This is a genomic window from Streptomyces sp. NBC_01808, assembly GCF_035917395.1.
Classification (GTDB): Bacteria; Actinomycetota; Actinomycetes; order Streptomycetales; family Streptomycetaceae; genus Streptomyces.
Map to the genome: position 1 here is coordinate 5179752 of NZ_CP109072.1, position 24166 is coordinate 5203917.

Genomic DNA, 24166 nt, shown 5'->3' on the forward strand with positions numbered 1-24166 from the left:
CGGGCCCCGCCCAGCCCGTACGTCGCGCCCCCTCATCGGAGAGATCACCATGACCCGCACTCCCGACAGCCCCGTCACCGTCACCGTCACCGGCGCGGCCGGGCAGATCGGCTACGCGCTGCTCTTCCGTATCGCCTCCGGCCAGCTCCTCGGCCCGGACGTGCCGGTCAAGCTGCGGCTGCTGGAGATCACCCCGGCCCTCGGCGCCGCCGAGGGCACGGCGATGGAGCTCGACGACTGCGCGTTCCCGCTGCTGCGCGGCATCGACATCACCGACGACCCGAACGTCGCCTTCGCCGGCGCCAACGTCGCGCTGCTCGTCGGCGCCCGCCCGCGGACGAAGGGCATGGAGCGCGGCGATCTGCTGGAGGCCAACGGCGGCATCTTCAAGCCGCAGGGCAAGGCCATCAACGACCACGCCGCGGACGACATCAAGGTCCTCGTCGTCGGCAACCCCGCCAACACCAACGCGCTCATCGCCCGCGCCGCCGCCCCGGACGTACCGGCCGAGCGCTTCACGGCGATGACCCGCCTGGACCACAACCGGGCGCTGTCGCAGCTCGCGAAGAAGACGGGCGCCGCGGTCGGCGACATCAAGAAGCTGACGATCTGGGGCAACCACTCGGCGACCCAGTACCCGGACGTCTTCCACGCCGAGATCGCCGGGAAGAACGCCGCCGAGGTCGTCAACGACGAGAAGTGGCTGGCCGACGAGTTCATCCCGACCGTGGCCAAGCGCGGCGCGGCCATCATCGAGGCGCGCGGCGCCTCGTCGGCGGCGTCGGCGGCCAACGCGGCGGTGGACCACGTGTACTCGTGGGTCAACGGCACGGCGCAGGGCGACTGGGTCTCGATGGGCATCCCGTCGGACGGCTCGTACGGCGTGCCCGAGGGGCTCATCTCGTCGTACCCGGTGACGTGCGCGGACGGTGCGTACGAGATCGTGCAGGGGCTGGAGATCAACGAGTTCTCGCGGACCCGTATCGACGCCTCGGTGAAGGAGCTTGCGGAGGAGCGCGAGGCGGTACGGGCCCTCGGGCTGGTCTGAGCCTGGCGCTGCCGTCTGCTGCTTGCCGCCTGCCGCGGCGGGTCCTCCTGGGGGAGGGCCCGCCGCGGTTTTTGTGTGGCGGGGATATTCGGTTGCGGCCTGCCGGGGGTGGTCTCTACGGTCGGGCGCATGGTCTCCGAGCCGGTCGACACACCCGAGGCGCACTAGGGCGCGTATTGCGTCGTGATCAATCTGCGGGGTTTGCCTTCGCGGCAGGGCCTGGACCGGTAGACCTTCCTGGGTGACGCGAGTGCAACTGACGGATGCGGAGTGGGAGTTCATCGCGCCGTATCTGCCGATCGGCGAGTACGGCCCGTACCCCGAGCGGCTGCGGCAGCAGTTCGAGGGCGTGATCTGGCGGTTCAAGACGGGCGGGCAGTGGCGGGAGATGCCGGTGGAGTTCGGCGCCTGGTCGACCGTCCACAACCGCTTCCGGCAGTGGCGTGACGCCGGGGTCTTCGATGCCCTGCTGGAGGGCCTGATCGCGGAAGCCGCGAAGCGGGGTGAGGTAGACCTGTCCCTGGTCAGCATCGACTCCACCACGGCGCGGGCCCACCACGACGCTGCCGGGATGCACCTGGACGAGGGCGTCCTCACCGCTTTGGAGAAGGCTGCCACCGAGGCGGAGAAGGCCAGGTCAAGGGGGGCGGCTGCGGCGAACAAACCGGGCAGGAGGCCGGAGGCGGTCCCGAGCGGGAAGAACGACGGCGCATCCGGCGCCGACGCAGACTCCGGCTGAAGGCCGCTCTGCTCGGACGCTCCAGGGGCGGACAGACCAGCAAGATCCATGTTGCCGGCGACCGGAAGTGCCGCCCACTGGCGTTCATCCTGACCGCGGGACAGGCCGCCGACAGCCCGCAGTTCATCCCCGTGCTCAAGAAGGTACGGGTCCGCGGGCCCGTCGGCCGTCCCCGTACCCGGCCCGGCACAGTCGCCGCGGACAAGGCGTACTCGTCCCGTGGAAACCGCGCCCACCTGCGCAAACGCCGCATCAAGGCGGTCATCCCGGAGAAGAAGGACCAGGCCGCCAACCGGAAGAAGAAGGGCTCCGCAGGAGGCCGGCCCCTCAGCCACGACGCCGACCTCTACAAGGAGCGGAACACCGTCGAACGCCTGATCAACAAGCTCAAGGCATGGCGAGGCATCGCCACTCGATACGACAAGTCACCCGCAAGCTACCTCGCCGGACTCCACCTGCGCGCCTCGGTGATCTGGCTCAAGGACCTCACCCGGACCACCCGTTGATCACAACCAAATACGCGTCCTAGCGCCCTCGCGCCGGCCCCGCGGGTAGCGGGGCTGCTTCGGCTTGCCCTGCTCGACCATCTCGTCTCCGGGACGTTTCCCCGTGCTTCCTCAGTCGCCTTTGCCTAGCGCTCGCGTGCGTCTGTGTTTTCGTACGCGTACGCGCGCACGTACGCATGCCCGTCCGTACGTGCATCCAGACACGGCCCTGGTTCTCCGGCCCCTGGTCGGGCGGGATCCCCCGCCCGCGTTCGCCGCACCGCAGCGAACGTCCACCGGAGGAAGGAAACCAGCGTGTCCAGCTCCATGTTCAGGAAGAAGTCGCGGGCCCGGGTCCGCCACCACCGCGCGCAGTGGCGCGGCCGGGTCTCGGTGCCCGCGCTGATGACGTGCCCGAACACGGCGTGCGGCGAGCCCAAGCCGCTGCACACCGCGTGCCCGAACTGCGGGCAGTACAAGGGGCGTCAGGTCTACCGCCCGTAGTGCGTGAGGACACCCCGTCCGGGCTTGCCGGCCCGGGCGGGGTGTCGGTTTGTGCGGGGGAGGGGTACCGGGGGCGGGGGCCGTATCGGGACGGGTGCGATGTCGGACGGCGGAGGGCGCGAGGGGCCGAGTCCTCGGTACGGTTCGGTGTGCCGGCGGACGGTGCGGTGCCGGGGGCGAGTCCGGGCGGGCGTGCTGTGTGGCCCGTGCGGGGCTCTCGGAGACCTGGGGGACAGGAGACTGACATGAGCAGCGGCGGGTCGTACGGGGACGAGGATGCACAGCGGCGGGGGCAGGGACCGGAGGTCCCGCCACCCCCGACGATCCCGCCGCGGCCGGCGGAGGCGCCGGCGGCGGGCTCTGAGGCGCGTGCGGGTCACGAGGAGTCGGATGGACCGGCCGTAGGCGACGGGGCGACATCCGTGGAGGATCAGGCCCCGGAGGACGGGACGCCGGAAGACAGGGAGCCCGAGGACAGGGAACCCGAGGACAGGGTTCCCGACCAGTCGGCGGAAGACGGGGACGACGCGGAAGAAGAGCCGACCACCTCCGTTACGGACCGGGAGTGGTGGGAGGACCGGGCTGCGGACGCGTCGTCGGCGGGGCCGGACTGGGCGGCGGGAGCGAAAGACGACGTACCGCCGCGGCCGACGGTGGCACCGGCGGATGTGCCGGATGTGGCGGATGTGGCGGCGAATGCCGGTGTGGAGGCGGTGGTGTCGGACGCCAAGCCGCCGATTGCCTCGGACGCGGAACCGCCGGGCTCGGAGGAGCCGTTGGATTCCGCGGCTGAGCCGCGGGAACTGCCGGCGTTGAGCGTGCCGGAAGAGGCAGCGGGTTCCGGGGCCGAGCCTCCGGCGTTGAAGGTGCCCGACTGGTGGGCGGGGGCCGGTAGTTCGGTACCGCCGCCGACCGCGCCCGACTGGTCCGAAGCCCCCGGGCCCATCCCACCGCCGCCGGTCACGGCACCCGACTGGGGCGCGGCGGGCGGCCCCGACGTGCCGGCCCCGCCCCCGCCCCCCGAGTTGCCGACGCAGTCCGCCCAGCCGCCGCCCCCCACCGCACCGGGCTGGGGCCCGGAACCGTCCCCGGGAGTACTCCCTCCGCCGCCGGACGTGCCGACGCAGGCTGCGACGGGGTATCCGGCGGCGCACGGGCAGGAGCAGGCGCACGGGCAGGAGCAGGCGTACGGGCAGGAGCAGGCGTACGGCTACGGGCAGGACGCCTCGTACGACCACTATGCCGCCCCCTACGCCCCGTACCCCGGCTACGAACTCGGCGTCGAGCCCGAGCGCCCGCGGCGACGCGGCGGGGTCGTCGCGGCGGTGGTGGGTCTCGTGGTGATCGTGGCCGGCGGGCTCATCGCCGGCGGCTGGCTGCTGCTCGGCGGGGACGACGACGGCGAGCAGGCGGCAGAACCGCAGCGCAGCGCCGCGGCGGACCCCAAGCCCCCGAAGGAGGACCCTTCTCCGTCGTCCGAGCCCTCATCGCCGTCGCCTTCGTCGTCGGAGCCTGCCGTGCCGCCCGGCTATGTCCTCGCGAGGGAGAACGGCTACTCGCTGGCCGTCCCGGAGGATTGGGAGCGGCGGGTCGACGGGGTGTCGGTGTTCTACGAAGAGCCGCTCGCGGAGGGCACGTTCATCCAGGTCTACGAGGTGACCGAGCAGGTCAGCCCGTATGAGGCGGTGCAGATCATCGAGGGCACCAAGGAGAACGCGGAGGGCTACCGGCTCAACGAACTGGCGGACCTGGGCCACGCCGCGGAGTACGACTACTCGTACATCGACGAGGAACTGGGCCCGCGACGCGTCTTGCTGCACGACCTGGAGACCGAGGACGGAAAGATGTACGCGCTGCTGGCCTCGGGCCCGGAGACGGCCTGGCCCCGACAGCGGGAGGTCGTGGACGAGATGACGGCGTCGTTCTGCACGGGGGCGGAATGCGAGGTAACGGGCGGGGCTTGAGCCGGGAGCCGCCGCCCGCCCGGACGCCCTACTCCCTCCCCAGTTCCCTCGCCAGGTCCTCCACCCCCCTCAGCGTCCTCTCCAGCAGCCCGCCCCCGAACGTGATCCGGCTCGCCCCCAGCCTCCCCAGCTCCGCCGGACCCGGACCCCGGCCCCCCGTCGCCGCCAGTGCGTTGACCGGCAAGCCCGTCTCCTCCGCCAGCAGGCGCAAGTGCCTCGGCGGGGCCCCGATCGGGTACACCCCGTCCGCCCCCGCCGCCGCGTACAGCCTGCCCCGTTCCACCGCCGCCCCCGGGTCCTCCACCCCCCGTACGAACGTGTCCACCCGGGCGTTGATGAACAGCCCGTCCCCCGCCTCCGCCCTGACCTCCGCCAGGAACTCCGCCTGTTCCGCCGCGTCCCTCAGGGTCCTGCCCGGGTGCACCGTGTCCTCCAGGTTGCAGCCCACCGCCCCCGCCACCAGCAGCCGTTCGACCAGCTCCCGCGGCCGCAGGCCGTAGCCCGCCTCCACGTCCGCCGTCACCGGTACGTCCACCGCGCGCGTGATCCGCGCGATCGCCGCGAACATCTCCGCTACGGGCGTCGCCTCCCCGTCCCCGTAGCCCAGGGCCCTCGCGATGCCCGCGCTCGGCGTGGCCAGCGCAGCGAAGCCCGCGTCCGCGAAGACGCGGGCGCTCGCGGCGTCCCAGGGGCCCGGCAGCACCAGCGGGTCCCCCGCCTCTCTGCCGTGGTGCAGCGCCCGGAATTCGTCAACGCTCCCCGCCACGCCCCTCACGCCCCCTGCTCGTACTGACCCGGGCGGTAGTCCCCCGCCTTCGCCCTGCTCGTCACACACCACCGGTTCCACGCGTTGATCACCGTCAGCACCCCGATCAGCCGCGCCAGTTCCTGCTCCCCGAAGTGCTTCGCCGCCCGCTCGTACACCTCGTCAGGTACGAACCCGTCCGTCAGCACCGTCACCGCCTCGGCCAGCGCCAGCGCCGCCCGCTCCTTCTCCGTGTACAGGTGCGGCACCTCCTCCCAGGCGTTCAGCAGGTACAGCCGCTGCTCCGTCTCGCCCGCCGCGCGCGCGTCCTTCGAGTGCATGTCGATGCAGTACGCGCAGTGGTTGATCTGGGAGGCGCGGAGCTTCACCAGTTCGTAGACGACCGGATCGAGGCCCTTCCTGGCCGCTTGCTCCACCCTGACCAGGGCGCGGTGGACGTCGGGGGCGAGTGCGAAGAGGTCGAGACGCTGTGTCATGCCTCCCACGCTAGATCTTCATATCCCAGATGTATGGTCCATTTCCATGGCGGATTCCTGGGCCACTTCGGCGGAGCTACGCGACTTCCACCGCTCCCTCGACCTGCACGTCGACGTCCGCGCCGGCACCCGTGGCGCCGGTGCCGCGCTCGTCAGGTCGCTGCGCGACGCGGTACGCACCGGGCGGCTCGCGCCCGGCACCCGGCTGCCGTCGTCCCGGGCGCTGGCCGCCGACCTGGGCGTGGCGCGCAACACGGTGGCCGATGCGTACGCCGAACTCGTCGCCGAGGGCTGGCTGACCGCCCGGCAGGGCTCCGGCACCCGCGTCGCCGCCCGCAGCGAGCCGCGCCGGGCCACGACCCAGGCGCACGCCCCCGCGCACGAGCCGCCGCGCCACCCCCTCGACCGGCAGGCCACCTACAACCTCCTCCCCGGCGCCCCCGACGCCGCCCGCTTCCCCCGCGCCGCCTGGGCCGCCGCCGCGCGGCGGGCGCTCACCGCGGCCCCCTCGGCGGCCTTCGGACACCAGGGTCCGGGCGGGCGAGTGGAGCTGCGCCGGGCGCTGGCCGGGTATCTGGCGCGGGCGCGCGGGGTGTACGCGGAGCCGGAGCGGATCGTGGTCTGCGCCGGGTTCACCGGCGGGCTGCGGCTGCTGGCGGAGGTGCTACGGGCCGAGGGCGCCCGGCGGGTCGCCGTCGAGCCGTACGGGCTCGGGCTGCACCGGCGCCTCCTCGCCGACGCCGGGCTGCGGACGGTGCCGCTGCCGTACGACGAGGAGGGGATCGCCACCGCCGCCCTGCCCGCGACCGGCGCCGGCGCCGTCCTCCTCACCCCGGCGCACCAGTTCCCCACCGGCGTCCCCCTCGCCCCCGACCGGCGCGCGGCGGCCGTCGACTGGGCACGGGCGACGGGCGGGGTGGTGCTGGACGACGACTACGACGGCGAGTTCCGCTACGACCGGCAGCCGGTGGGGGCGCTGCAGTCCCTCGACCCGGAGCACGTCGCGCACCTGGGTACGGTCAGCAAGAGCCTGTCGCCCGCGCTGCGGCTGGGCTGGATGGTGCTGCCGGAGCGGCTGGTGCGCGGGGTGCACGCGGTGCAGTCGCTGAGCCGGACGCCGCCGGGGGTGGTCGATCAGCTCACCCTCGCCGAGTTCCTCGACTCCGGCGGCTACGACCGCCACGTACGCGCCGCCCGCCAGCGCTACCGCCGCCGCCGCGACCGCCTCGTCGCCGAACTCGCCCGGCGGGCGCCCCGGGTGACCGTCACCGGGATCGCGGCGGGCCTGCACGCCGTCGTACGGCTCCCGCCGGGTACCGAGCGGCGGGTGCTGGCGCGGGCGGCGGGGGAGGGGCTGGCGGTGGCCAGGCTGGGGGCGTACGAGTACGGCAACGCCGCGTGGGAGGAGGGCGGCGACTTCACGGCGCCGGCCCCCGCGGGGGAGGCGCCGGGGGCGCAGGGGGAGGCGCTGGTGGTGGGGTACGGGACGCCGCCGGACCACCTGTACCCGGGGGCGCTGGCGGCGCTGTGCCGGGTGCTGGAGGCGGAGACGTAGGGGGTACGGACCCGCCCCGCGCGCGTACGGACCCGCCCCGCGCGCGTACGGGCGCGGGCCGTACGCGTACGGGTGCCCCTCACGCCCCCGGCGACGCCAGCCGCACCAACGTGATGTCCGACGGCGCCCCCACCCGCACCGGCGGCCCCCATGCCCCCGCGCCGCGCGTGACGTACAACTGCGTGTCCCCGTACCGCTCCAGCCCCGCCAGCGTCGGGTTCGCCGCCTCCGCGATGTACGTCACCGGCCACATCTGCCCGCCGTGGGTGTGCCCCGACAACTGCAGGTCGACGCCGTGGTCCACCGCGTCGTGGATCACGACCGGCTGGTGCGCGAGCAGCACCGAGGCGCGGGAGGTGTCGCGGTCGCCGAGGGCGCGCGCGAAGTCCGGGGCCCTGCCGACGTCCTCGCCGGAGACGTCGTTGACGCCGGCGAGGTCGAAGCCGGACAGTTCCGTACGGGCGTTCTCCAGCGGGTGCAGGCCGAGTTCGCGGAGGTGGTCGAGCCACTCACCGGCGCCTTCGGCGCCGGTGAAGTACTCGTGGTTGCCGGTGACGAAGTACGTGCCGTCGGGCGCCGCCAACTGCCCCAGCGGCTCCGCGGCCGTCCCGAGGTGGTCGACGGAGCCGTCGACGAGGTCGCCGACGATGGCCACGAGGTCGGGGCGCTGGGCGTTGATGGTGTCGACGATCCGCTGGGTGTGCCCGCGGCCGAGGACGGGACCGAGGTGGATGTCGCTGACGACGGCGATGCGGTAGCCGTGGGCGGACGCGGGCAGCTTGGTGAGGGGGACGGTGACGTTCTTGACTTTCGGCGCGCGGCCGAGCACGCCGTACGCCCCGTACGCGACGGTCCCGGCGGCGACGGCGGTGGCGCCGATCGCGACGGTACGGGCGACGAAGAGCCGCCGCGACACGTCACCGCCCACCGGCGCGGCCGCGGGGTCACCGGCGTCGGCGCGGCCGTCTGCGGACCCCGCGGAACCCCCGGAACCCGCCGCGCCCTCGTCCCCCAGCCCGGTGGCGGGCCCGAGCCGGAGCGGCGCCTTCGTCCCCGTACCGCCGCCTCCGCCGCTCGCACCGCCACCGGCCTCCGCGGCGGCCTCGTCCGCCGCCTCCGCCGTCGCGACCTGCTGCGCCAGGGCCGCGACGGCCGCCTCGCGCTCCGCTTCGGCCACCGGCGCCGCGGCTCCCGCACCACCGCCGGCCCGGCGCGCCCGCCGCTCCAGCACCCGCAGCAGCACCGGCCGTACCAGCTCGCCCACCGCCAGCGCCAGCAGCAGATACAGCAGCAGCGCCAGCCACATCAGCCCCGGCCACCCCAGCGCCTGCTGCACCGGCATCGGCGCCCCGGCGCGCTCCGAGGCCACCGCCGCGAACGCCATCAGCGGCAGCAGCACCACGGCCGGCGTCGCCAGCCGCCGCGGCCAGCCGCCGCGCCGCATGGTGTCCCGGACCAGCCGCCGCCACACGTACCAGTGCGCCCCGGCGACGAGCAGCAGCATCCCGATCGCAATCGGCACGAAGACCACGGCCCTACCTCCCGGCCCCGGCCGCCGCCCCGCGCACGTCCCCGCCGGCGCCGCCGGCGCCGCCGGCGCCGTCCGAGCCGCCCGCGCCGCCCGCGCCGCCCGCGCCGCCCGCGCCGTCCGCCCCGTCGCGCCCGCCGCCGCCCGGACCGCCGTCCGCCGGACCACTCCCGGCCCGCCGCCCCGCCCGTACGCCGCGCAGGCCCAGCCACCCGATCGTCGTCCCCAGCGCGAAGGACGTCACGGCCAGCGTGAGGTGTACCCAGAAGTAGCCGGTGGGGTCGCCGTCCTCGAAGGCCAGCCCGCTGGAGTCCTTCCACAGATTCCGGACGAATGTGATCCAGATGAACCAGGACCACCCGCCGAAGGCGAGCAGAAACCAGGAGGCGCGGCGTGAGAGGTACATGCGACAAGCCTCGCACCCCGCCCCGCGAACCCACGCCCGGGGCACTCTGAGCCCGCAATCCCCGGGCCCGCGCGCCCCTCGGCGGGCTAGACGATCGGCGGCCGCCCCAGCCTGGACATGCGCCACACCGTCCGCCACCGCATGGGCCGCCGCCCGCCGCAGTCGGTCCGCATCCCGCCGCGCATCGGGTCGCCGGACCGGCGCCGGGGGACGTGCCGCCGCTGGGTGGTGCCGGTGGCGTCGGCGATGCGGAAGCTGACGACGCCCAGCCGTTCGTCGGCGGCGTAGTGGTCGCGGAGCCGCGTATCCGTGGTCAGGACGGCGACCCCGAGGCGCGGTACGGACACGACGGCACTCCAGACCTCGACTGCGGTGCCCGCGATGCTCACCGTTCACCACCCGGCCACCCCTTGTCGCACCGCCGGTGGCTCCGGGGACCGGGGGAATCCGGTGGCGGGGGTGGTGGGGGGCGGGTGACGATCGGGGGATGGGTGTGTTTCTGGAGACCGAGCGGCTCGTGCTGCGGCCGTTCGCCGCCGCCGATGTCGATCTCCTGGTCGCCCTGGACGGCGATCCCGCGGTCATGCGGTTCATCAACGGTGGCCGTCCCACCAGCCGCGAGGCGGTCGAGGCGCGGGTTCTGCCGCGGCTGCTCCGCGACTACCCGTGGGGGACCCGCGGGTACTGGGCCGCGGAGGAGAAGGGCGGCGGCGGCTTTCTCGGCTGGTTCGAGTTCCGGCCGGTGGAGGCGGACAGCCCCGCCGTGGTCGAGCTGGGGTACCGGCTCAACCGGTCGGCCTGGGGGCGCGGCTACGCCACCGAGGGCTCACACGCGCTCATCCGCAAGGGGTTCACCGACCTCGGCGTCGAGCGGGTCACCGCCAACACCATGGCCGTCAACACCGGTTCCCGCCGCGTGATGGAGAAGTCGGGCCTCACCCTCGTACGGCACTTCACGGGCGACTGGCCGGAGCAGATCGAGGGCTCGGAGCACGGTGAGGTCGAGTACGCACTCACGCGCAGCCGGTGGGAACGGACCCGCTAGCCCCCGGCGGCGCCTCGGCCAAGAAGAAAACGCCCCGTCGGCGAACGGCAGGCGCTCGCGGAGGTCGGCCCGGTACAGGTCCGCGCCGTCGCCGAGCCGCCGCCCGGCCTCGCCGGCCTCACCCGTGTCACCGTCGATACGTGCCATCGCCGCAGCCTAGATGAATGAGTCCGATGTTCTCAGTGGTCGTAGTCGATCAGAGATCGTTTGATCTTGGCGTCGGTGGTCCAGTTGTGCCAGATGCCGGCGGCCAGGGCGAGGAGGCGTTGGCCGGTGCGGGCGAAGACCCCGGCGGGGGTTCTGCCGCCATGGTGTTCCAGGCTGAGCTGACCTTTGAGGGTGTCGAACACCGCCTCGATCCACTGGCGGACACGGGCCAGTCGGCCGTGCCGGGCGGGTTCGTCCTTGCGGTCCGGCCGCACCAGGTGGATGCCCAGCCGTTCGGTGAGGAACGCCTCGAACTCGCGCCCGGCGAAGCCCTTGTCGGCGAGGATCACCTGCCCGCTGCGGACGAGGTGGTGGTCGCGTTCCAGCAGCGCGGTCATCACTTCGCGTTCGCCGAGCTTGGGGTTTGCCAGGCACCAGGACACCGGCATGCCTTCGGCGGTGGTGAGCAGGTAGAGCCGGAACCCCCAGAAGAAGCGGGAGTGGCTGCGGCAGTAGCCGTATCCGGCGTGCCCGGCCAGTGCGGAGCGTTTGACCGTCTCGCGGGAGGCTGCGCAGGGCAGAGGCGTGGAGTCGATCAGCCGCAGGTCGTCCTGCCAGGTCGGCACCTGCTTGGCCAGGGCCTCGATCACCTGGCTGATCAGCGGACCCGCCGCGTTGAGCCTTTTGTTGTAGGCCGACTGCTGGGGCAGATAGCGGAAGAGGTGCCCGAGCCGGGCGTGGGCGAAGCGGATCCAGTGCCGGGCCGAGGGGAAGCCGAGCAGTACCTGCGCGACGGCCAGGCACAGCAGTTCGGCATCCGTCAGTTTCGGGGGTCGCCCGATCCGGCGACGAGGCGCCACGTGGTCGTCGATGAACACGTACAGTGCCGCCAGAAGGGCGTCCAGGCTGGTAGTCACACACGAGCCAACGGGCGCCCTTCGCGATGGTCGCGACCAGCACAAACATCGGACTCATTCATCTAGATCACGGAGCCCCGGGCGAGCCGCCCCAATCCCGGCCTTCCGGGCGGTAGTCCGCCCGCTGGCCCCGGTTGAGGTTCCGGGCCATGCACACCTGGCACTCCACCCAGCCGGTCTCCCCGTCCTCCTTGGTACGGGCCACGCGGACCGGGCGGTCGTGGTCGGTGAACCCGTTGGCCTCGTACCCCTCCAGCGTCTCCTTCGCGACGAAACCCCACATCTCGCCCACGTACATCTTCTTCTCGCAGAAGTCGCACACGTCGGCGACCTCCGGCTGTTTCACCGACTCCGGCCACGAGCCGTGGACCCGCTGCCACCCCAGGGCCGCGAAGAGCACGCAACCCGCCGGGTCCACCGCACCGTTGCTGTCGGAGATGTGGTCGTTCAGCGCGTCCGCGCGTGCCGCCGCCCGGTCGAAGATGAAGAACTCGCTGCACCGCTCGCAGACGGCCCACGGGGTGTTGCTGGCGACGTGCTGCCGCAGGAAGTCGTCGAACACGGAGGACAGCCGGTCCTCCGGAAGGAACATCTCCCAGATCGCTTTGTTCGTCGCGAAGCAGTCGGCCCAGTGGACCTCGGAGATCATCACCGTCCTGGTGGGGAGGTAGTACGCGTCCGCGCGGGCCAAGGCGGCGTTGCAGCAGTCGCACACCATGTCGTCACCACCGCGGCCGCCGCCGCTCCCGCCGCCGCTGCTCCCGCCGCCGCTGCTCCCGCCGCCGCTCCCGGAGCCGCCGCCGCCCCCGGGCGGTGCCGCCGTGCCGCCCCGCCCCCGGCCCGCGCGCCCGCCGAACAGCCTGTCCCTGATCCAGCCCATGCCCACCGCTCCTCTGCCGGCGACGGTCGTACGTTCAGCGTAGAACCGGGGCCCGGGACCCCTCCCCTGTCCCACCCGCCCCCATCCGGGGGCGCTCCTCGGCCAACTAGCGCACCTCGGTGTCCACATCGACGGCGACTCCAGGTAGGTTCGCGACGTGCCGACATCTCATGTGACTATCCGGGGCGCCGCGCTCGCCGCCGCCGCCACGCTCCTGTCGCTCGGGGGCGTCGCGCCCGCGGCGGCCCAGGACGACAAGCCGCGGCCGCCCGACCAGATGTCGAACGTCGGGGGCACCCTCCTCGGCCAGCCCGGCACCCACGTGGATCTCGGCACCGGTGCCCCCGAGCTGCCGAAGAAGCTCACCGGCAGGTCCTGGGTCGTCGCCGACGCCGAGAGCGGCGCGGTGCTCGCCGCGCACAACGCGCACTGGAAGCTGCCCCCGGCCAGCACGCTGAAGATGCTCTTCGCCGACACCCTGCTGCCTCTGTTCAACAAGGAGGAGAAGCACAAGGTCGCCGCCGAGGAGCTGGAGGGCATGGGCGCGGGCAGCAGCCTCGTCGGCATCAAGGAGGACCTCACCTACACCGTCCGCGAGCTGTGGCTCGGGGTCTTCTTGCGGTCCGGCAACGACGCCGTGCACGTGCTGTCGGCCATGAACGGCGGCGTCGACGCCACGGTGCAGGCCATGAACGACCGGGCGCGCGAGCTGGGCGCCGAGGACACGCACGTGGTCAGCCCCGACGGGTACGACGCGAAGGGGCAGACCTCCAGCGCGTACGACCTGACGCTCTTCGCCCGCGCCGGCATGCAGAACCCGGACTTCCGCGCGTACGCCGCCACCCCCCGGGCGAAGTTCCCGGGCGGGAAGAAGGGCAAGAAGCGCGAGTACTTCGAGATCCAGAACACCAACCGGCTGCTGACCGGCGACGTCGACGTGGACGTCTACAAGGGCATCGCCGGCATCAAGAACGGCAACACCACCAACGCCGGCGCCACCTTCACCGGCGTCGCCGAGCGCGAAGGACGGGTGCTGCTCGTCACCGTCATGCACCCCGACGAGGACGAGTCGAACGCCGTCTACAAGGAGGCCGGCAAGCTGCTGGACTGGGGCTTCAAGGCGGCGCCCGCCGTGCAGCCGGTCGGCGAGCTGGTCCCGCCGGAGGGCATGCGGAACGAGGACGCCGCCGGCAAGGACTCCGGTCAGGGCGCCGACAAGACCGCCGGCGGCACCCAGGGCTCCGGCGACGAGGCGTCCGCGTCCGACGGCGCCAGGCCCACCGCCGCGGACGGCGAGGAGGAGGGCGGCGTCGGCACGGCGCTCGCCATCACGATCGGCTCAGTCGCGCTGCTCGCGATCGTCGCCTACGTCATCCACCGCCGCTGGCCGCTTCCCGACCTCGTCGGGCGTGGCCGTCCAGGCGGCGCAATAGAGCAGGAGGCGGGCCATGAAGTTGATCCAGATGACGAGCGCGACGGGAACGCCGAAGGCGCCGTAGACGCTCCGTCCGGCGACGCCGCTGAAGTAGCCGCTGAGAAGAAGCTTGAGTAGCTCGAAGCCCACGGCTCCGGCGAGGGCCGCCTCCACCACCCGCCGCCGGGGCGGGTGGACGCCGGGCAGCCGGGTCAGGACGTAGACCAGCAGCAGGAACCCCGCGGTCACGGCCGCGCCGAACGCGGCCACCTCCAGCACCGCGCTGCCCCAGCCGCCCTCCTTGATGCCGAGCGCGCCGAGCACGGCGCCGGCGGCGGTCGTGGCCGTGATCGAGACGGTCAGCGAGACGAGCACCGTGCCGCCCATACCGAACAGGATGAGGGCGTCCTTGCCCTTGCCGAGGAACAGGTTCTCGGAGGTGTCCGCCCGGTCCCACACCGCGCGCAGGGCGTCGCGCAGGGTGCTGATCCAGTTGACGCCGGTGAACAGGAGCGCGGCCAGCGAGATCAGCCCCACCGTGCCGGCGTTCGCGAAGAGGCCGCCGAGGTCGAGCCGGTCGGAGATACCGGGCACCTGCTCGGTGATCCATTTCTCGACGTCCTTGCGCCGGCTGTCGCTGAGGACGGCGGCGGAGATCGCGGCGGCGCTGGTGAGCAGCGGGAAGAGCGCGACGAAGCTGCTGAACGTCACGGCCCCCGCGAGCCGGCTCCAGTGCCGTGCCTGGACGTACTCGAAGGCCCGGTACGGGCGGGTGCGCAGGAACCGGGCGAGGTACGGGCCGACGACGGGCAACCTGGTCAGCCACTCCACGCTGCACTCCTGCCGTCGCGTCCCCCGAGCCGCCACCGGGTGCGCGGCGGGCCGTACGAACCGGCGTATGCCCCGGAAACGCCAGGCTATCTGTGGGGAGGGTGGGGAAAGGGACGCGGCACGCTGGGCGCCCGCCTCAGCCCGGCGACGGGGCCGGCTCCGAGCGCGTCTGCGCCGGCACCTCCAGCGCCGATTCGCCGCCGAAGCGGAACTCCCGCTCCAGCCGCCACACGCCGTCCGCGTCCTGCTCGTACAGCGAGAACCCGGCCACCGACCAGGCCGCCTCGAAGTCCGCCAGCTCCGCCGCCGCCCGGTCCATCGCCGCCTCGTCTATGTCGTGGGCGATCGTCACATGCGGGTGGTACGGGAACTGCAGCTCCCTGGCCAGCGGCCCGGAGGCGTCCCGGACCATCTTCTGCAGCCAGGAGCAGGCCGCCGCGCCCTCCACCACCTGCACGAAGACCACCGGCGTCAGCGGCCGGAACGTGTCCGTACCGCTCAGCCGCATCGGGAAGGGCACCCCGCACTCGGCGATCTGCGCCAGGTGCCGCTCGATCCGCGGCAGCGCCCCGGCGTCGACGGCGGTCGGCGGCAGCAGCGTGATGTGCGTGGGAATGCCGTGGGCCGCGGTGTCGCCGAAGCTGATCCGGCGCTGCTGCAGCAGGCTGCCGTACGGCTCCGGGACGGCGATCGATACACCGACCGTCACGGTCCCCACAAGCGTCTCCTTCACGGCCCTCAGTGCTTGGCGGGCAGGAAGCCCACCTTGTCATATGCCTCGGCAAGTGTCTCCGCCGCGACCGTACGCGCCTTCTCCGCGCCCTTGGCCAGCAGCGAGTCCAGGGTCTCCGGGTCGTCCAGATACTCCTGGGTCCGGGAGCGGAAGGGCGTCACCCACTCGGTCACCACCTCGGCGAGGTCGGTCTTGAGCGCACCGTAGCCCTTGCCCGTGTACTTCTGCTCCAGTTCGGCGACGGCGGCGCCGGTGAGCGTCGAGTAGATGGTGAGGAGGTTGCTGACGCCGGGCTTGGCCTCCGGGTCGTAGCGGATCTCGGTGCCCGTGTCCGTCACCGCGCTCTTGATCTTCTTCGCGGAGGACTTCGGCTCGTCGAGGAGGTTGAGCAGGCCCTTGGGCGAGGACGCGGACTTGCTCATCTTCACCGTCGGGTCCTGGAGGTCGTAGATCCGGGCCGTCTCCTTGAGGATGTACGGCGCGGGGACGGTGAACGTCCGGCCGAAGCGGGTGTTGAAGCGCTCGGCGAGGTCGCGGGTCAGCTCGATGTGCTGGCGCTGGTCCTCGCCCACCGGGACGGCGTCGGCCTGGTAGAGCAGGATGTCGGCGATCTGCAGGATCGGGTACGTGAAGAGGCCGACGGTCGTGTTGGCCGTGCCCTGCTTGGCGGCCTTGTCCTTGAACTGCGTCATGCGGGACGCCTCGCCGAAGCCGGTGAGGCAGTTCATCACCCAGCCGAGCTGCGCGTGCTCGGGCACGTGGCTCTGCACGAACAGCGTGCAGCGCTCCGGGTCGAGACCGGCGGCGAGGAGCTGCGCGGCGGCCAGGCGCGTGCTGGCGCGCAGCTCCCGGGGGTCCTGGGGGACCGTGATCGCGTGCAGGTCCACCACCATGTAGAACGCGTCGTGCGTCTCCTGCAGGGCCACCCACTGGCGGACGGCGCCGAGGTAGTTGCCGAGGTGGAACGAGCCGGCGGTGGGCTGGATGCCGGAGAGCACGCGGGGGCGACGGGTCGGGGCTGCCATGGGGCTCATTCTCTCAGGTGCGGAACGTGTTTCGGCCCGGCGGTGTAGGGAGGGTGCGGGGGCTGTCGGTGGCGTCCGCGGGCGGTCAGTGCGCGGGGCCGGCGGGGGGCGGGGGAGGGGCGGCGATCAGCGGGGACGGTGCGGGCGAGGCGCGGCTGGTGGCGCGCGTACGGAACGGGGAGACCGAGGCGTACGCGGAACTGGTGCGCGCCCACGCGGAGACCGCGCACCGGCTCGCGCTGCTGCTGGGCGCCGGCGCGGAGGCAAAAAACGTGGTGCAGAACGCCTTTATCACGGCATACCGGGCGCTCGGCGGCTTCCGGGCCGGGGCGGCCTTCCGCCCGTGGCTGCTGCGGATCGTGGCCGATGAGACCAAGGACACAGTGCGCGCCGCGGCCCGGCGGCGGGCGGCGACCTCGACGGCTGGGGCACGCCGGGACCCGCGCCACGCGGGTGCGCGAGCCTCCGGCTCACGCACCCGGCGCGGGTTCAGACAACGGCCGGCCGCAACAGACCGGCCACCGCTGTCCCGCGCTCAGCCCACCGTCAGCCCCGGTGCCGGATAGGCCCCCATCAGCTCCGCCACCTCGCCCCTGATCCCCTTCAGCGCCACATCCGCCTCCGCGCCGCCGGTCCGCGCCGCCGCGACCCCCCGGTCGATCCACTCCGCCACCTGCGCCATCTCCGCCGTCCCCAGCCCCCGGGACGTCAGCGACGGCGTGCCGAGCCGGATGCCCGACGGGTCGAACGGCTTGCGCGGGTCGTACGGGACGGTGTTGTAGTTGACCACCAGGCCCGCCCGGTCCAGGGCCTTCGCCGCCGCTTTCCCCGGGACCTCCTTGCCGGTGAGGTCGATGAGGATCAGGTGGTTGTCCGTGCCGCCGGAGACCAGCGAGAAGCCGCGCTCCGCGAGCCGCGCGGCGAGCGCCTGCGCGTTGGCGACCACCGCCGCCGCGTACTCCCGGAACGACGGCTGCGCCGCCTCGTGCAGCGCCACCGCGATGGCCGCCGTGGTGTGGTTGTGCGGCCCGCCCTGGAGGCCGGGGAAGACGGCGCGGTCGATCGCGCGCGCGTGTTCCGCGCGGGTCAGGATCATCGCCCCGCGCGGGCCGCGCAGCGTCTTGTGCGTGGTCGTCGTGACGACGTCCGCGTGCGGTACGGGCGAGGGGTGCGCGCCGCCGGCGATCAGCCCGGCGATGTGCGCCACGTCGGCGACGAGCACGGCGCCGACCTCGCGGGCGATCTCACCGAAGGCGGCGAAGTCGATGGTCCGCGGGATGGCGGTGCCGCCGCACAGGATGATCTTCGGGCGCTCGGCGCGCGCCAGGTCCCGTACCTCGTCGAAGTCGATGCGCCCGTCCTCGCGCCCGACCGTGTACTGCACGCCGCGGAACCACTTGCCGGTCACCGACACGCTCCACCCGTGGGTGAGGTGCCCGCCGTGCGGCAGGGACATGCCCATCACGGTGTCGCCGGGCTCGGCGAAGGCCAGGTAGGCGGCGAGGTTCGCGGGGGATCCTGAGTACGGCTGCACGTTGGCGTGCTCGGTGCCGAAGAGGGCGTTGGCCCGGTCCGCGGCGAGGGTCTCGATGGGGTCGATGTTCTGCTGGCCCTCGTAGTAGCGCTTGCCGGGGTAGCCCTCGCTGTACTTGTTGGTCAGCACGGTGCCGGTGGCTTCGAGCACGGCGGCGGACACGTAGTTCTCGCTGGGGATGAGCCGCAGCGTGTCGGTCTGGAGCTGCTCCTCGGCGGCGACGAGGGCGGCAAGCTCGGGGTCGGTCCGCGCGAGGGCGGGGTGGGCGGGCGCGGCGTGGGCGGGGGAAGGAGCCACGGTGAACCTCCGGGTCGAGTCTGCGTCGGACCCGGGGCACCCAGGCGGGCGGCACCACTCGGCTGCTGCGCCGCGCGGCTTCCCCGTGGTCCGTTCCACGTTCGCCAGTCGCCGCACGTGGTGCCACCCTAGCGGGCACGCCCGCCGGTGATGGATCCTTCGTCCATCAACCGAGTGAAGATAGAAACAGGGGCACCACCCCTGCCCCGCCCGCACCGCCCTTCACGGCGCAACGGAACGGAGACCCCGTGACGCGAACCGACGCAGCCATCGCCGCGGCCGACGCCCACAGCGCGCACAACTACCACCCCCTGCCCGTGGTCGTCGCCAGCGCCGAAGGCGCGTGGATGACCGACGTCGAGGGCAACCGCTACCTGGACATGCTCGCCGGCTACTCGGCCCTCAACTTCGGCCACGGCAACCCCCGCCTCCTCGACGCCGCCCGCGCCCAGTTGGACCGGGTGACGCTGACCTCGCGCGCGTTCCACCACGACCGCTTCGCGGAGTTCTGCACGCAGCTCGCCGAGCTGTGCGGCAAGGACATGGTGCTGCCCATGAACACGGGCGCGGAGGCCGTCGAGACCGCGGTGAAGACCGCCCGGAAGTGGGGCTACCGCGTCAAGGGCGTGCCCGAGGGGCGCGCGAAGATCGTCGTGGCGGAGAACAACTTCCACGGCCGTACGACCACCATCGTCAGCTTCTCCACCGACCCCGAGGCCCGCGCCGACTACGGCCCGTACACGCCGGGTTTCGCCATCGTCCCGTACGGGGACCTGGCCGCCCTGGACGCGGCCGTCGACGAGGACACGGTCGCCGTGCTGCTGGAGCCGATCCAGGGCGAGGCGGGCGTGCTGGTGCCGCCGCCGGGCTATCTGGCGGGCGTACGGGAGCTGACCGCGGCCCGGAACGTGCTGTTCATGGCCGACGAGATCCAGTCGGGCCTGGGCCGCACGGGCCGTACGTTCGCGTGCGAGCACGAGGGTGTGGTGCCGGACGTCTACATCCTCGGCAAGGCCCTGGGCGGCGGCGTGGTCCCCGTCTCGGCCGTCATCGCGAGCCGCGAGGTCCTGGGCGTCTTCCACCCCGGCGAGCACGGCTCCACCTTCGGCGGCAACCCGCTGGCGTGCGCGGTGGGCCTGGAGGTCATCGCGATGCTCCGCACCGGCGAGTACCAGCAGCGTGCGACGGAGCTCGGCGACCACCTGCACCGCGAACTGGGCCTGCTGACGGGCACGGGCGCGGTCCGGGAGGTACGCGGCCGGGGCCTGTGGGCGGGCGTCGACATCGACCCGGCGCACGGCACGGGCCGGCAGCTCTCGGAGAAGCTGATGGCCCGCGGCGTCCTGGTCAAGGACACCCACGGCTCCACGATCCGCATCGCCCCGCCGCTGGTCATCACCAAGGAAGACCTCGACTGGGGCCTCATGCAGCTCCGCGAGACCCTCACCGCCTGACCGCACCGCCTCGCCGTGCGGGGCAGGGGGCGCGCACCGCGCCTCCTGCCCCGCCTCCGTCCGTGATCCGCCCCACCTCCGCCTGCCGCCGCCCGGCATCCGCCGTATGACTGGTAACCGCGCCTCATGTGGCCGCGGCCTGCGCGTCCGTTCGTGACGATCACCGCGGGCCCGGAGAATGCGGGACCGCAGCGGCATCTCCGGAGACCAGACGAGCGAGGCGGTCATGACGGGTTCCAGCACTCCGAAGGAGACCTCGGTCATCCGGAAGGAGGCCGTGAGTGAACTGTCGAAGGTGTTCGGGCTCGACGCCGGGGGACTCGACCTGCCACGGGCGATCCTGTTCCTGGACCTCGCGCTGGTGCCGCTGGTGGTCTTCTGGGCGATCGGCCACGAGCAGTACCTCCTCAGCGCGCTCTTCGGCCTGCTGCTCGCGGTGCTGGACGACCGCGGCGGCAGCTTCGGGCACCGCGCGGCGCGCGTCTCCTTCTACGCGCTGATCGGCGCGGGACTGACCGCCTGGGGCTTCGCCCTCGGGGGCGCGGGCTGGGGCTGGCTGGTCCTCTCGGGCTTCGCGGTCACGCTCCTGGCCGGGCTGGCGGTCGCGTACGGGACGCGCAGGTTCGCCGCCGCCCTGCTGCTCAACATCTGGTTCATCGCCGCGCTCGCGCTCGCGTTCCAGCTCGACCATCACTCTGGCCCCACCAGCCACACGTGGGCCCAGGTGGTCGCCTGGGCGGGCGGATCAGCGCTGTGGCTCGCGGTGACGTCCGTGGGGTGGCTGGCCCGCGGGCGCGGGAACGGGCCCCGGCCGGCGGCGGATCCGCCCGCCGGGGACGCGCCCGCCGGGGACGCCCCTGCCGGGGACGAGTCCCCGCCCGCCGCGGAGCCGCGCGCCGAGACCGCGCGGCAGCTTCCGTCCTGGCCGGTGCTCACGTTCGCGGTGATCCGCGCCGCGGCCGTCGCCGGGGCGTGCGCGCTCGGCTTCGGGCTCGACCTCTCGTACGGCTACTGGATCCCGGTCGCGACCGTCATCGCGATGAAGCCGGTGCTGGAGCAGACCACGCTCGTCACCGCGCAGCGCCTCGTCGGCGCACTGCTCGGCGCCGCCGCGGCTTCGCTCCTGATCCTGCTGCCCGCGGGCGAGACCGGGACCAAGCTGTTCGCCGTGACGCGCGTGCTCGAAGTGGTGGCGCTCGTCCTGCTGATGCACACGGCGGCGGTCCGCTACTGGAACCACGCGCTCTACTGCGCCGCCGTCGCCGCGGGAGTGCTCATCCTGGTCAGCCTCCCGCAGCCCACCGACTACACCGTCGAGGGCTACCGCGTGCTGTGGACGGCGTGCGGTGTGGCGATCGGCCTGGGCCTCATGCTGCTGGCGGGCAGACTCGCCGCCCGCGACGACGAGGAACCCTGACGGCGCGTGTGCCTCGCTGATGCGGCGTCCGCAGCACTCAGTCGAGGGCCTCGATGGCCTTGAGTATCAGAGCCCGTGCCTCGGCGCCGTAGACGGCGAGTTGCTGTAGTTTCCGGAACGTTTTGACGTAGAGGGCGATCTCCGTGGGCTGGACGATGTTCACCTGTGCCGAAACCAACTCCACTGATACCAGCGTGTCGTCGTAGACGTGAAACGTTTCGTTCGGCCACATCGAGCGGGCCGGTGTGGAGAACGGGATGACGCCCAGTGATACGGCGGGTAGAGCGCCCGCTGTAAGCAGGTAACCGAGCTGAGCGGCCATCGCCTCCGAGTCCCCGATCTGGTAGTGCAGCGCCGCCTCCTCGATGAGGAGTACGAACCGGTGCCCCGGCTCGTGGATAACCCGGGAGCGCTCTACGCGGGTGGCGGCGGCGTCGGCCCCGTCGTTCTGGATCTCGGAGAAGTCCGCGATGCCGCCGAGCAGTGCCGTGGCGTAGCCCTCGGTCTGCAGCAGGCCGGGCACCATGGTGGATGAGTACACGCGGAACAGTCGGGTCTCGTGAAAGAACTGGACCCAGTCCTCTTGCAGCGCTTTCAGCCCTCGGCGAGCCTGAAGGCGCCATTCGGTGTACATCGACTCGGCGTTGAGCGACTGGATGACCAGGTCCTCGGCCTCGTCATCGGCTCCGCAGGCGCGGCACCAGGCCCGTATGTCCTTTGCGGACGGCGCGGTGTGCGCGTTCTCGATACGGGAGGTTTTGGCGTGATGCCAGTGGCACCGGGAGGCCAGTTCGACAACCGTCAGCCCCGCACCCTTGCGCAGGTCGCGCAGCCGCTTGGCGACCGCTTCGCGAGCGGCCTGGGCGGAGGAGGACGGGGAGATGGGCAATGAGCTGGCCTGTCCGATGCTTTCTACGTCAGCGAATCTCGTACTCGTCGTGCGGGATGGCCCGCTGCCACACGGCTTCGAACGCCGTGGCGCACAGTTTCGCAGTGGCCGGGTCGTCGCTCAACTCGTGGCCGCCGGATCCTCCGTCCCCCGTGAAGTGGTTCCAGCTCACCAGCCGTCCGTCGAAGAGCCAGAAGTCATTGCCCGGCAGGGCCAGATCTGACGCCCGGCGACGCGGTAGCCAGCGGACTTGCTCACCGGCGGCCACGTTGGTAAAGGTGTCCGAGTGCTCAAACCGGATGTAGTCGGAGACCGGCTCGCTGATGATGCGGGCCCGACGTACGACGACACCCCGGCCGACGGTCTCGGCGATCAGGTCGAGCCATGGCCGCCACCACGAGTCCCGGTCCGCCGGGTCGTGTCGGAAGCCCTTTTTCCAGGCGGCGAACTCCTCCTTCTCCTGCTCGATCCCGTAGACATCCCGCATTTCCAGGTGCACGGCCGACTGCGTGCAGTCGGCCATCAGCTCATCGAACGTCGGCGTGTCCGAGGACATCACACGCCTCCTTGATCTGCTCGGCCATGCGGGCCGGAATCCGGATCACCGCCTCACCCTCGGGGATGCCCACCGCGTGCCCGGGGACCTCTGTGGCGGCGCACTGGGCCTCAAGTTCTGCGTTCGGCTTCCATCCCTGGAAGACGAACTCGTTGGCGTCGGTGTCAACCCAGACCGTGGGGCTCTGGTTTTGCTTGGTGTCGGGGTCGATGCCGATGAAGGTTAACGGCACGGCTGCCTCCTGGTGTTCGCTCGTGCATTCATGTGCATCACGGTCCTGCTCTACAAGTGCGCTGTCAAGTCACTCTTTCGGTCTGGCATGCAGAGCGCACAATTCTGCACATTGCTAGCGTGACGGCCAGGTGCCTCCCTAGCGTCGACGCCATGGCGACCCAGCCCGACGCCCCCACCCCACCCGCCCGACCGCTGTTGACGCTGCGCGTATCCCGTACCAGCGGTCGCACCTGGGGCCCGATACGGCGGTACTTCGCGGGGGACTGCGCTCCCCTGCTCACCTCCGAATGGCCGCCCTGCGGCTGTCCGCGGTGTCGCGGGGGCCGGGGGCGGGGCTGGTGAGGAAGGACGGCTTCCGCCCCGGCCGTCGGGCTTGGACGGCGGGCGGCCCGGGGCGGGCCGGAACCCCGGGGCAACGGGGTTCCGCGGGCAACACGGCGCGAGGAGACGCCTCGTGCCGCGGACCCGACAGGGGGTCACCATGTGGCACCTGCTGGACCAGGTCAAGGCGGAGCCGGAAGACGACGACGGCGAGTCCGCCGGCGGCTGCGGTGACGGAGACGGCTGCGGCCGTCAGTAACGCAAGACCCGTGAGGGGCGGCTGTGCCGCCCCTCACCCCGTGTACGGCGGTGAGGTGCCCCGGTGAGCGACCACCACCACGGCTACGTCTGGCTCGGCAGCGGACGCGAGTTGGCCAAGGACGGCCCGCGCCGTCCCGCGCACGGCGAGTTCGCCGTCAGCCGCGTACCGCCGCTGGAGCTGGCGCACTGGCTGCTGAAGCCCGCTTCCTTCGTCCAGGGCACCTGGCGCGATCCGGGCGAGGCCGCAGCCTGGTGGGGCCGGTGCGTACGGGCACACGCCGATGCGCTCACTCCGCACGACAGACAGCAGGTGTCCGACCGCGCCGAGGCCGCAGCGCGGGCGGTCGCGGGCGGAGAAGACGTCGCGGGCGGGTGGTGGCTCGCCGGGGGACGCTTCCTCTCCGTCTGCCTCATCGGCTGCTCCCCGCACCGCTTCCGCCCGGAGTACCGCTGCCCGACCGGCTGACGGCGTACAAATGGGGAATGACTGAGATCTCGATCAGCAATGCCCGCGATGAGCTGGGTGATCTGGTGCGGCGTGCCGCGCTCGGCCGCGAGACCATCGCGCTCACCGACCAAGGCCAGGTTGCGGCGCTCCTGGTATCGCCTCAGGTGATCGAGGATCTCGAAGACTCCCTGGCGATCGCCGAGCGTGAACGGCGCCAGGCGCAGGGCACGCTCGGCGAGGGGATCAGCCACGAAGAGGTGGGCAGGCTGCTGGGGTTGCGGGCGTGACCTAC

Annotated in this window: 23 protein-coding genes, 4 pseudogenes and 1 riboswitch; of the genes and pseudogenes, 13 read left to right on the plus strand and 14 right to left on the minus strand. The window is 72.5% G+C overall.

The features are described from left to right. The first annotated feature begins 49 nt into the window (after nt 1-49). From OG946_RS23055 to OG946_RS23070, 4 genes and pseudogenes are all read left to right on the plus strand, one after another. Entirely contained in the window at nt 50-1048 is a 999-nt protein-coding gene (locus tag OG946_RS23055; protein WP_326797918.1) for a malate dehydrogenase, read from the plus strand. A 241-nt stretch (nt 1049-1289) separates the two neighbouring features. After that, nucleotides 1290-2293, plus strand: a pseudogene (locus tag OG946_RS23060) (IS5 family transposase). 294 nt (nt 2294-2587) lie between these two features. Then, nucleotides 2588-2776, plus strand: a complete 189-nt coding sequence (gene rpmF / locus OG946_RS23065; protein ID WP_442814454.1) for a 50S ribosomal protein L32 — start codon at nt 2588-2590, stop codon at nt 2774-2776. Between the two features lie 422 nt (nt 2777-3198). Further along, entirely contained in the window at nt 3199-4740 is a 1542-nt protein-coding gene (locus tag OG946_RS23070) for a hypothetical protein (protein ID WP_326797919.1), read from the plus strand. A gap of 28 nt (nt 4741-4768) precedes the next feature. Here OG946_RS23070 and OG946_RS23075 read toward each other — a convergent pair whose 3' ends face one another. After that, nucleotides 4769-5506: an isocitrate lyase/PEP mutase family protein gene (locus OG946_RS23075; RefSeq protein WP_326797920.1), complete on the minus strand. Its 738-nt coding sequence runs from the start codon at nt 5504-5506 to the stop codon at nt 4769-4771. 5 nt (nt 5507-5511) lie between these two features. Beyond that, the gene (locus OG946_RS23080; protein WP_326797921.1) at nt 5512-5982 is read right to left on the minus strand and encodes a carboxymuconolactone decarboxylase family protein; all 471 of its coding nucleotides are present in this window, start codon (nt 5980-5982) and stop codon (nt 5512-5514) included. A gap of 46 nt (nt 5983-6028) precedes the next feature. On the opposite strand from OG946_RS23080, the gene pdxR reads away from it, so the two are divergent. After that, nucleotides 6029-7537 carry a MocR-like pyridoxine biosynthesis transcription factor PdxR gene (pdxR, locus tag OG946_RS23085; RefSeq protein ID WP_326797922.1) on the plus strand — a complete coding sequence of 503 codons (1509 nt, stop codon included), beginning with the start codon at nt 6029-6031 and terminating at the stop codon, nt 7535-7537. A 79-nt stretch (nt 7538-7616) separates the two neighbouring features. On the opposite strand, the gene OG946_RS23090 is transcribed toward pdxR, so the two are convergent. From OG946_RS23090 to OG946_RS23100, 3 genes and pseudogenes are all read right to left on the minus strand, one after another. Beyond that, on the minus strand, nt 7617-9068 hold the full coding sequence (locus OG946_RS23090) for a metallophosphoesterase (protein WP_326797923.1): 1452 nt from the start codon (nt 9066-9068) through the stop codon (nt 7617-7619). Between the two features lie 175 nt (nt 9069-9243). Then, nucleotides 9244-9471, minus strand: a pseudogene (locus OG946_RS23095) (SCO4848 family membrane protein); the annotation flags it as partial. 86 nt (nt 9472-9557) lie between these two features. Continuing rightward, a pseudogene (locus OG946_RS23100) lies at nt 9558-9773 on the minus strand (hypothetical protein); the annotation flags it as partial. Between the two features lie 185 nt (nt 9774-9958). Here OG946_RS23100 and OG946_RS23105 point away from each other — a divergent pair. Beyond that, entirely contained in the window at nt 9959-10516 is a 558-nt protein-coding gene (locus OG946_RS23105; protein ID WP_326797924.1) for a GNAT family N-acetyltransferase, read from the plus strand. Between the two features lie 179 nt (nt 10517-10695). Here OG946_RS23105 and OG946_RS23110 read toward each other — a convergent pair whose 3' ends face one another. Next, nucleotides 10696-11580 (minus strand): IS982 family transposase, encoded by an 885-nt coding sequence (locus OG946_RS23110; protein WP_326794281.1) that lies wholly within the window; start codon nt 11578-11580, stop codon nt 10696-10698. A gap of 67 nt (nt 11581-11647) precedes the next feature. Further along, nucleotides 11648-12460: a hypothetical protein gene (locus OG946_RS23115; RefSeq protein ID WP_326797925.1), complete on the minus strand. Its 813-nt coding sequence runs from the start codon at nt 12458-12460 to the stop codon at nt 11648-11650. A 172-nt stretch (nt 12461-12632) separates the two neighbouring features. Between OG946_RS23115 and OG946_RS23120 the strand changes: the two genes are divergently transcribed. Continuing rightward, nucleotides 12633-14012: a D-alanyl-D-alanine carboxypeptidase family protein gene (locus OG946_RS23120; protein ID WP_326800344.1), complete on the plus strand. Its 1380-nt coding sequence runs from the start codon at nt 12633-12635 to the stop codon at nt 14010-14012. On the opposite strand, the pseudogene OG946_RS23125 reads toward OG946_RS23120, so the two are convergent. The 3 genes and pseudogenes from OG946_RS23125 to trpS all read right to left on the minus strand — a co-directional run. Further along, a pseudogene (locus OG946_RS23125) lies at nt 13929-14741 on the minus strand (YihY/virulence factor BrkB family protein); the annotation flags it as partial. The gene OG946_RS23120 and the pseudogene OG946_RS23125 overlap by 84 nt on opposite strands. Before the next feature lie 100 nt (nt 14742-14841). Beyond that, the gene (locus OG946_RS23130; RefSeq protein WP_326797926.1) at nt 14842-15423 is read right to left on the minus strand and encodes a 2'-5' RNA ligase family protein; all 582 of its coding nucleotides are present in this window, start codon (nt 15421-15423) and stop codon (nt 14842-14844) included. Between the two features lie 20 nt (nt 15424-15443). Continuing rightward, nucleotides 15444-16463 (minus strand): tryptophan--tRNA ligase, encoded by a 1020-nt coding sequence (trpS, locus tag OG946_RS23135; protein WP_326797927.1) that lies wholly within the window; start codon nt 16461-16463, stop codon nt 15444-15446. Nucleotides 16464-16516: 53 nt separating this feature from the next. On the opposite strand from trpS, the gene OG946_RS23140 reads away from it, so the two are divergent. Continuing rightward, the gene (locus OG946_RS23140) at nt 16517-17029 is read left to right on the plus strand and encodes an RNA polymerase sigma factor (RefSeq protein ID WP_326797928.1); all 513 of its coding nucleotides are present in this window, start codon (nt 16517-16519) and stop codon (nt 17027-17029) included. Here OG946_RS23140 and glyA read toward each other — a convergent pair. Further along, on the minus strand, nt 16999-18294 hold the full coding sequence (gene glyA / locus OG946_RS23145) for a serine hydroxymethyltransferase (RefSeq protein ID WP_326797929.1): 1296 nt from the start codon (nt 18292-18294) through the stop codon (nt 16999-17001). The two genes, OG946_RS23140 and glyA, sit on opposite strands and share 31 nt — an antisense overlap. Before the next feature lie 31 nt (nt 18295-18325). Further along, nucleotides 18326-18416, minus strand: a riboswitch (ZMP/ZTP riboswitch). Nucleotides 18417-18542: 126 nt separating this feature from the next. Here glyA and rocD point away from each other — a divergent pair. Continuing rightward, nucleotides 18543-19748, plus strand: a complete 1206-nt coding sequence (gene rocD / locus OG946_RS23150; protein ID WP_326797930.1) for an ornithine--oxo-acid transaminase — start codon at nt 18543-18545, stop codon at nt 19746-19748. A 277-nt stretch (nt 19749-20025) separates the two neighbouring features. Beyond that, nucleotides 20026-21165, plus strand: coding sequence for an FUSC family protein (locus OG946_RS23155; RefSeq protein WP_326797931.1), 1140 nt, complete (start codon nt 20026-20028; stop codon nt 21163-21165). Nucleotides 21166-21202: 37 nt separating this feature from the next. Here the strand turns inward: OG946_RS23155 and OG946_RS23160 are convergent, their stop codons facing one another. From OG946_RS23160 to OG946_RS23170, 3 genes are read right to left on the minus strand one after another with little or no spacing between them, the layout of a single operon-like run. Further along, a complete protein-coding gene (locus tag OG946_RS23160) occupies nt 21203-22054 on the minus strand; it encodes a helix-turn-helix domain-containing protein (RefSeq protein ID WP_326797932.1) in 852 nt (283 codons plus the stop codon). A gap of 28 nt (nt 22055-22082) precedes the next feature. After that, entirely contained in the window at nt 22083-22610 is a 528-nt protein-coding gene (locus OG946_RS23165) for a DUF6879 family protein (protein WP_326797933.1), read from the minus strand. Continuing rightward, nucleotides 22582-22842: a hypothetical protein gene (locus OG946_RS23170; protein ID WP_326797934.1), complete on the minus strand. Its 261-nt coding sequence runs from the start codon at nt 22840-22842 to the stop codon at nt 22582-22584. Before OG946_RS23170 ends, OG946_RS23165 begins: the two co-directional genes overlap by 29 nt. Nucleotides 22843-23298: 456 nt before the next feature. Here OG946_RS23170 and OG946_RS23175 point away from each other — a divergent pair, with 456 nt between their 5' ends. The 3 genes from OG946_RS23175 (at nt 23299) to OG946_RS23185 (ending at nt 24161) form a co-directional block, all read left to right on the plus strand. Beyond that, nucleotides 23299-23424, plus strand: a complete 126-nt coding sequence (locus OG946_RS23175; protein WP_326797935.1) for a hypothetical protein — start codon at nt 23299-23301, stop codon at nt 23422-23424. Between the two features lie 63 nt (nt 23425-23487). Next, nucleotides 23488-23892 (plus strand): hypothetical protein, encoded by a 405-nt coding sequence (locus OG946_RS23180; RefSeq protein WP_326797936.1) that lies wholly within the window; start codon nt 23488-23490, stop codon nt 23890-23892. A gap of 17 nt (nt 23893-23909) precedes the next feature. Then, nucleotides 23910-24161: a type II toxin-antitoxin system Phd/YefM family antitoxin gene (locus OG946_RS23185; RefSeq protein ID WP_326797937.1), complete on the plus strand. Its 252-nt coding sequence runs from the start codon at nt 23910-23912 to the stop codon at nt 24159-24161. The last annotated feature ends 5 nt before the right edge of the window (nt 24162-24166 follow it).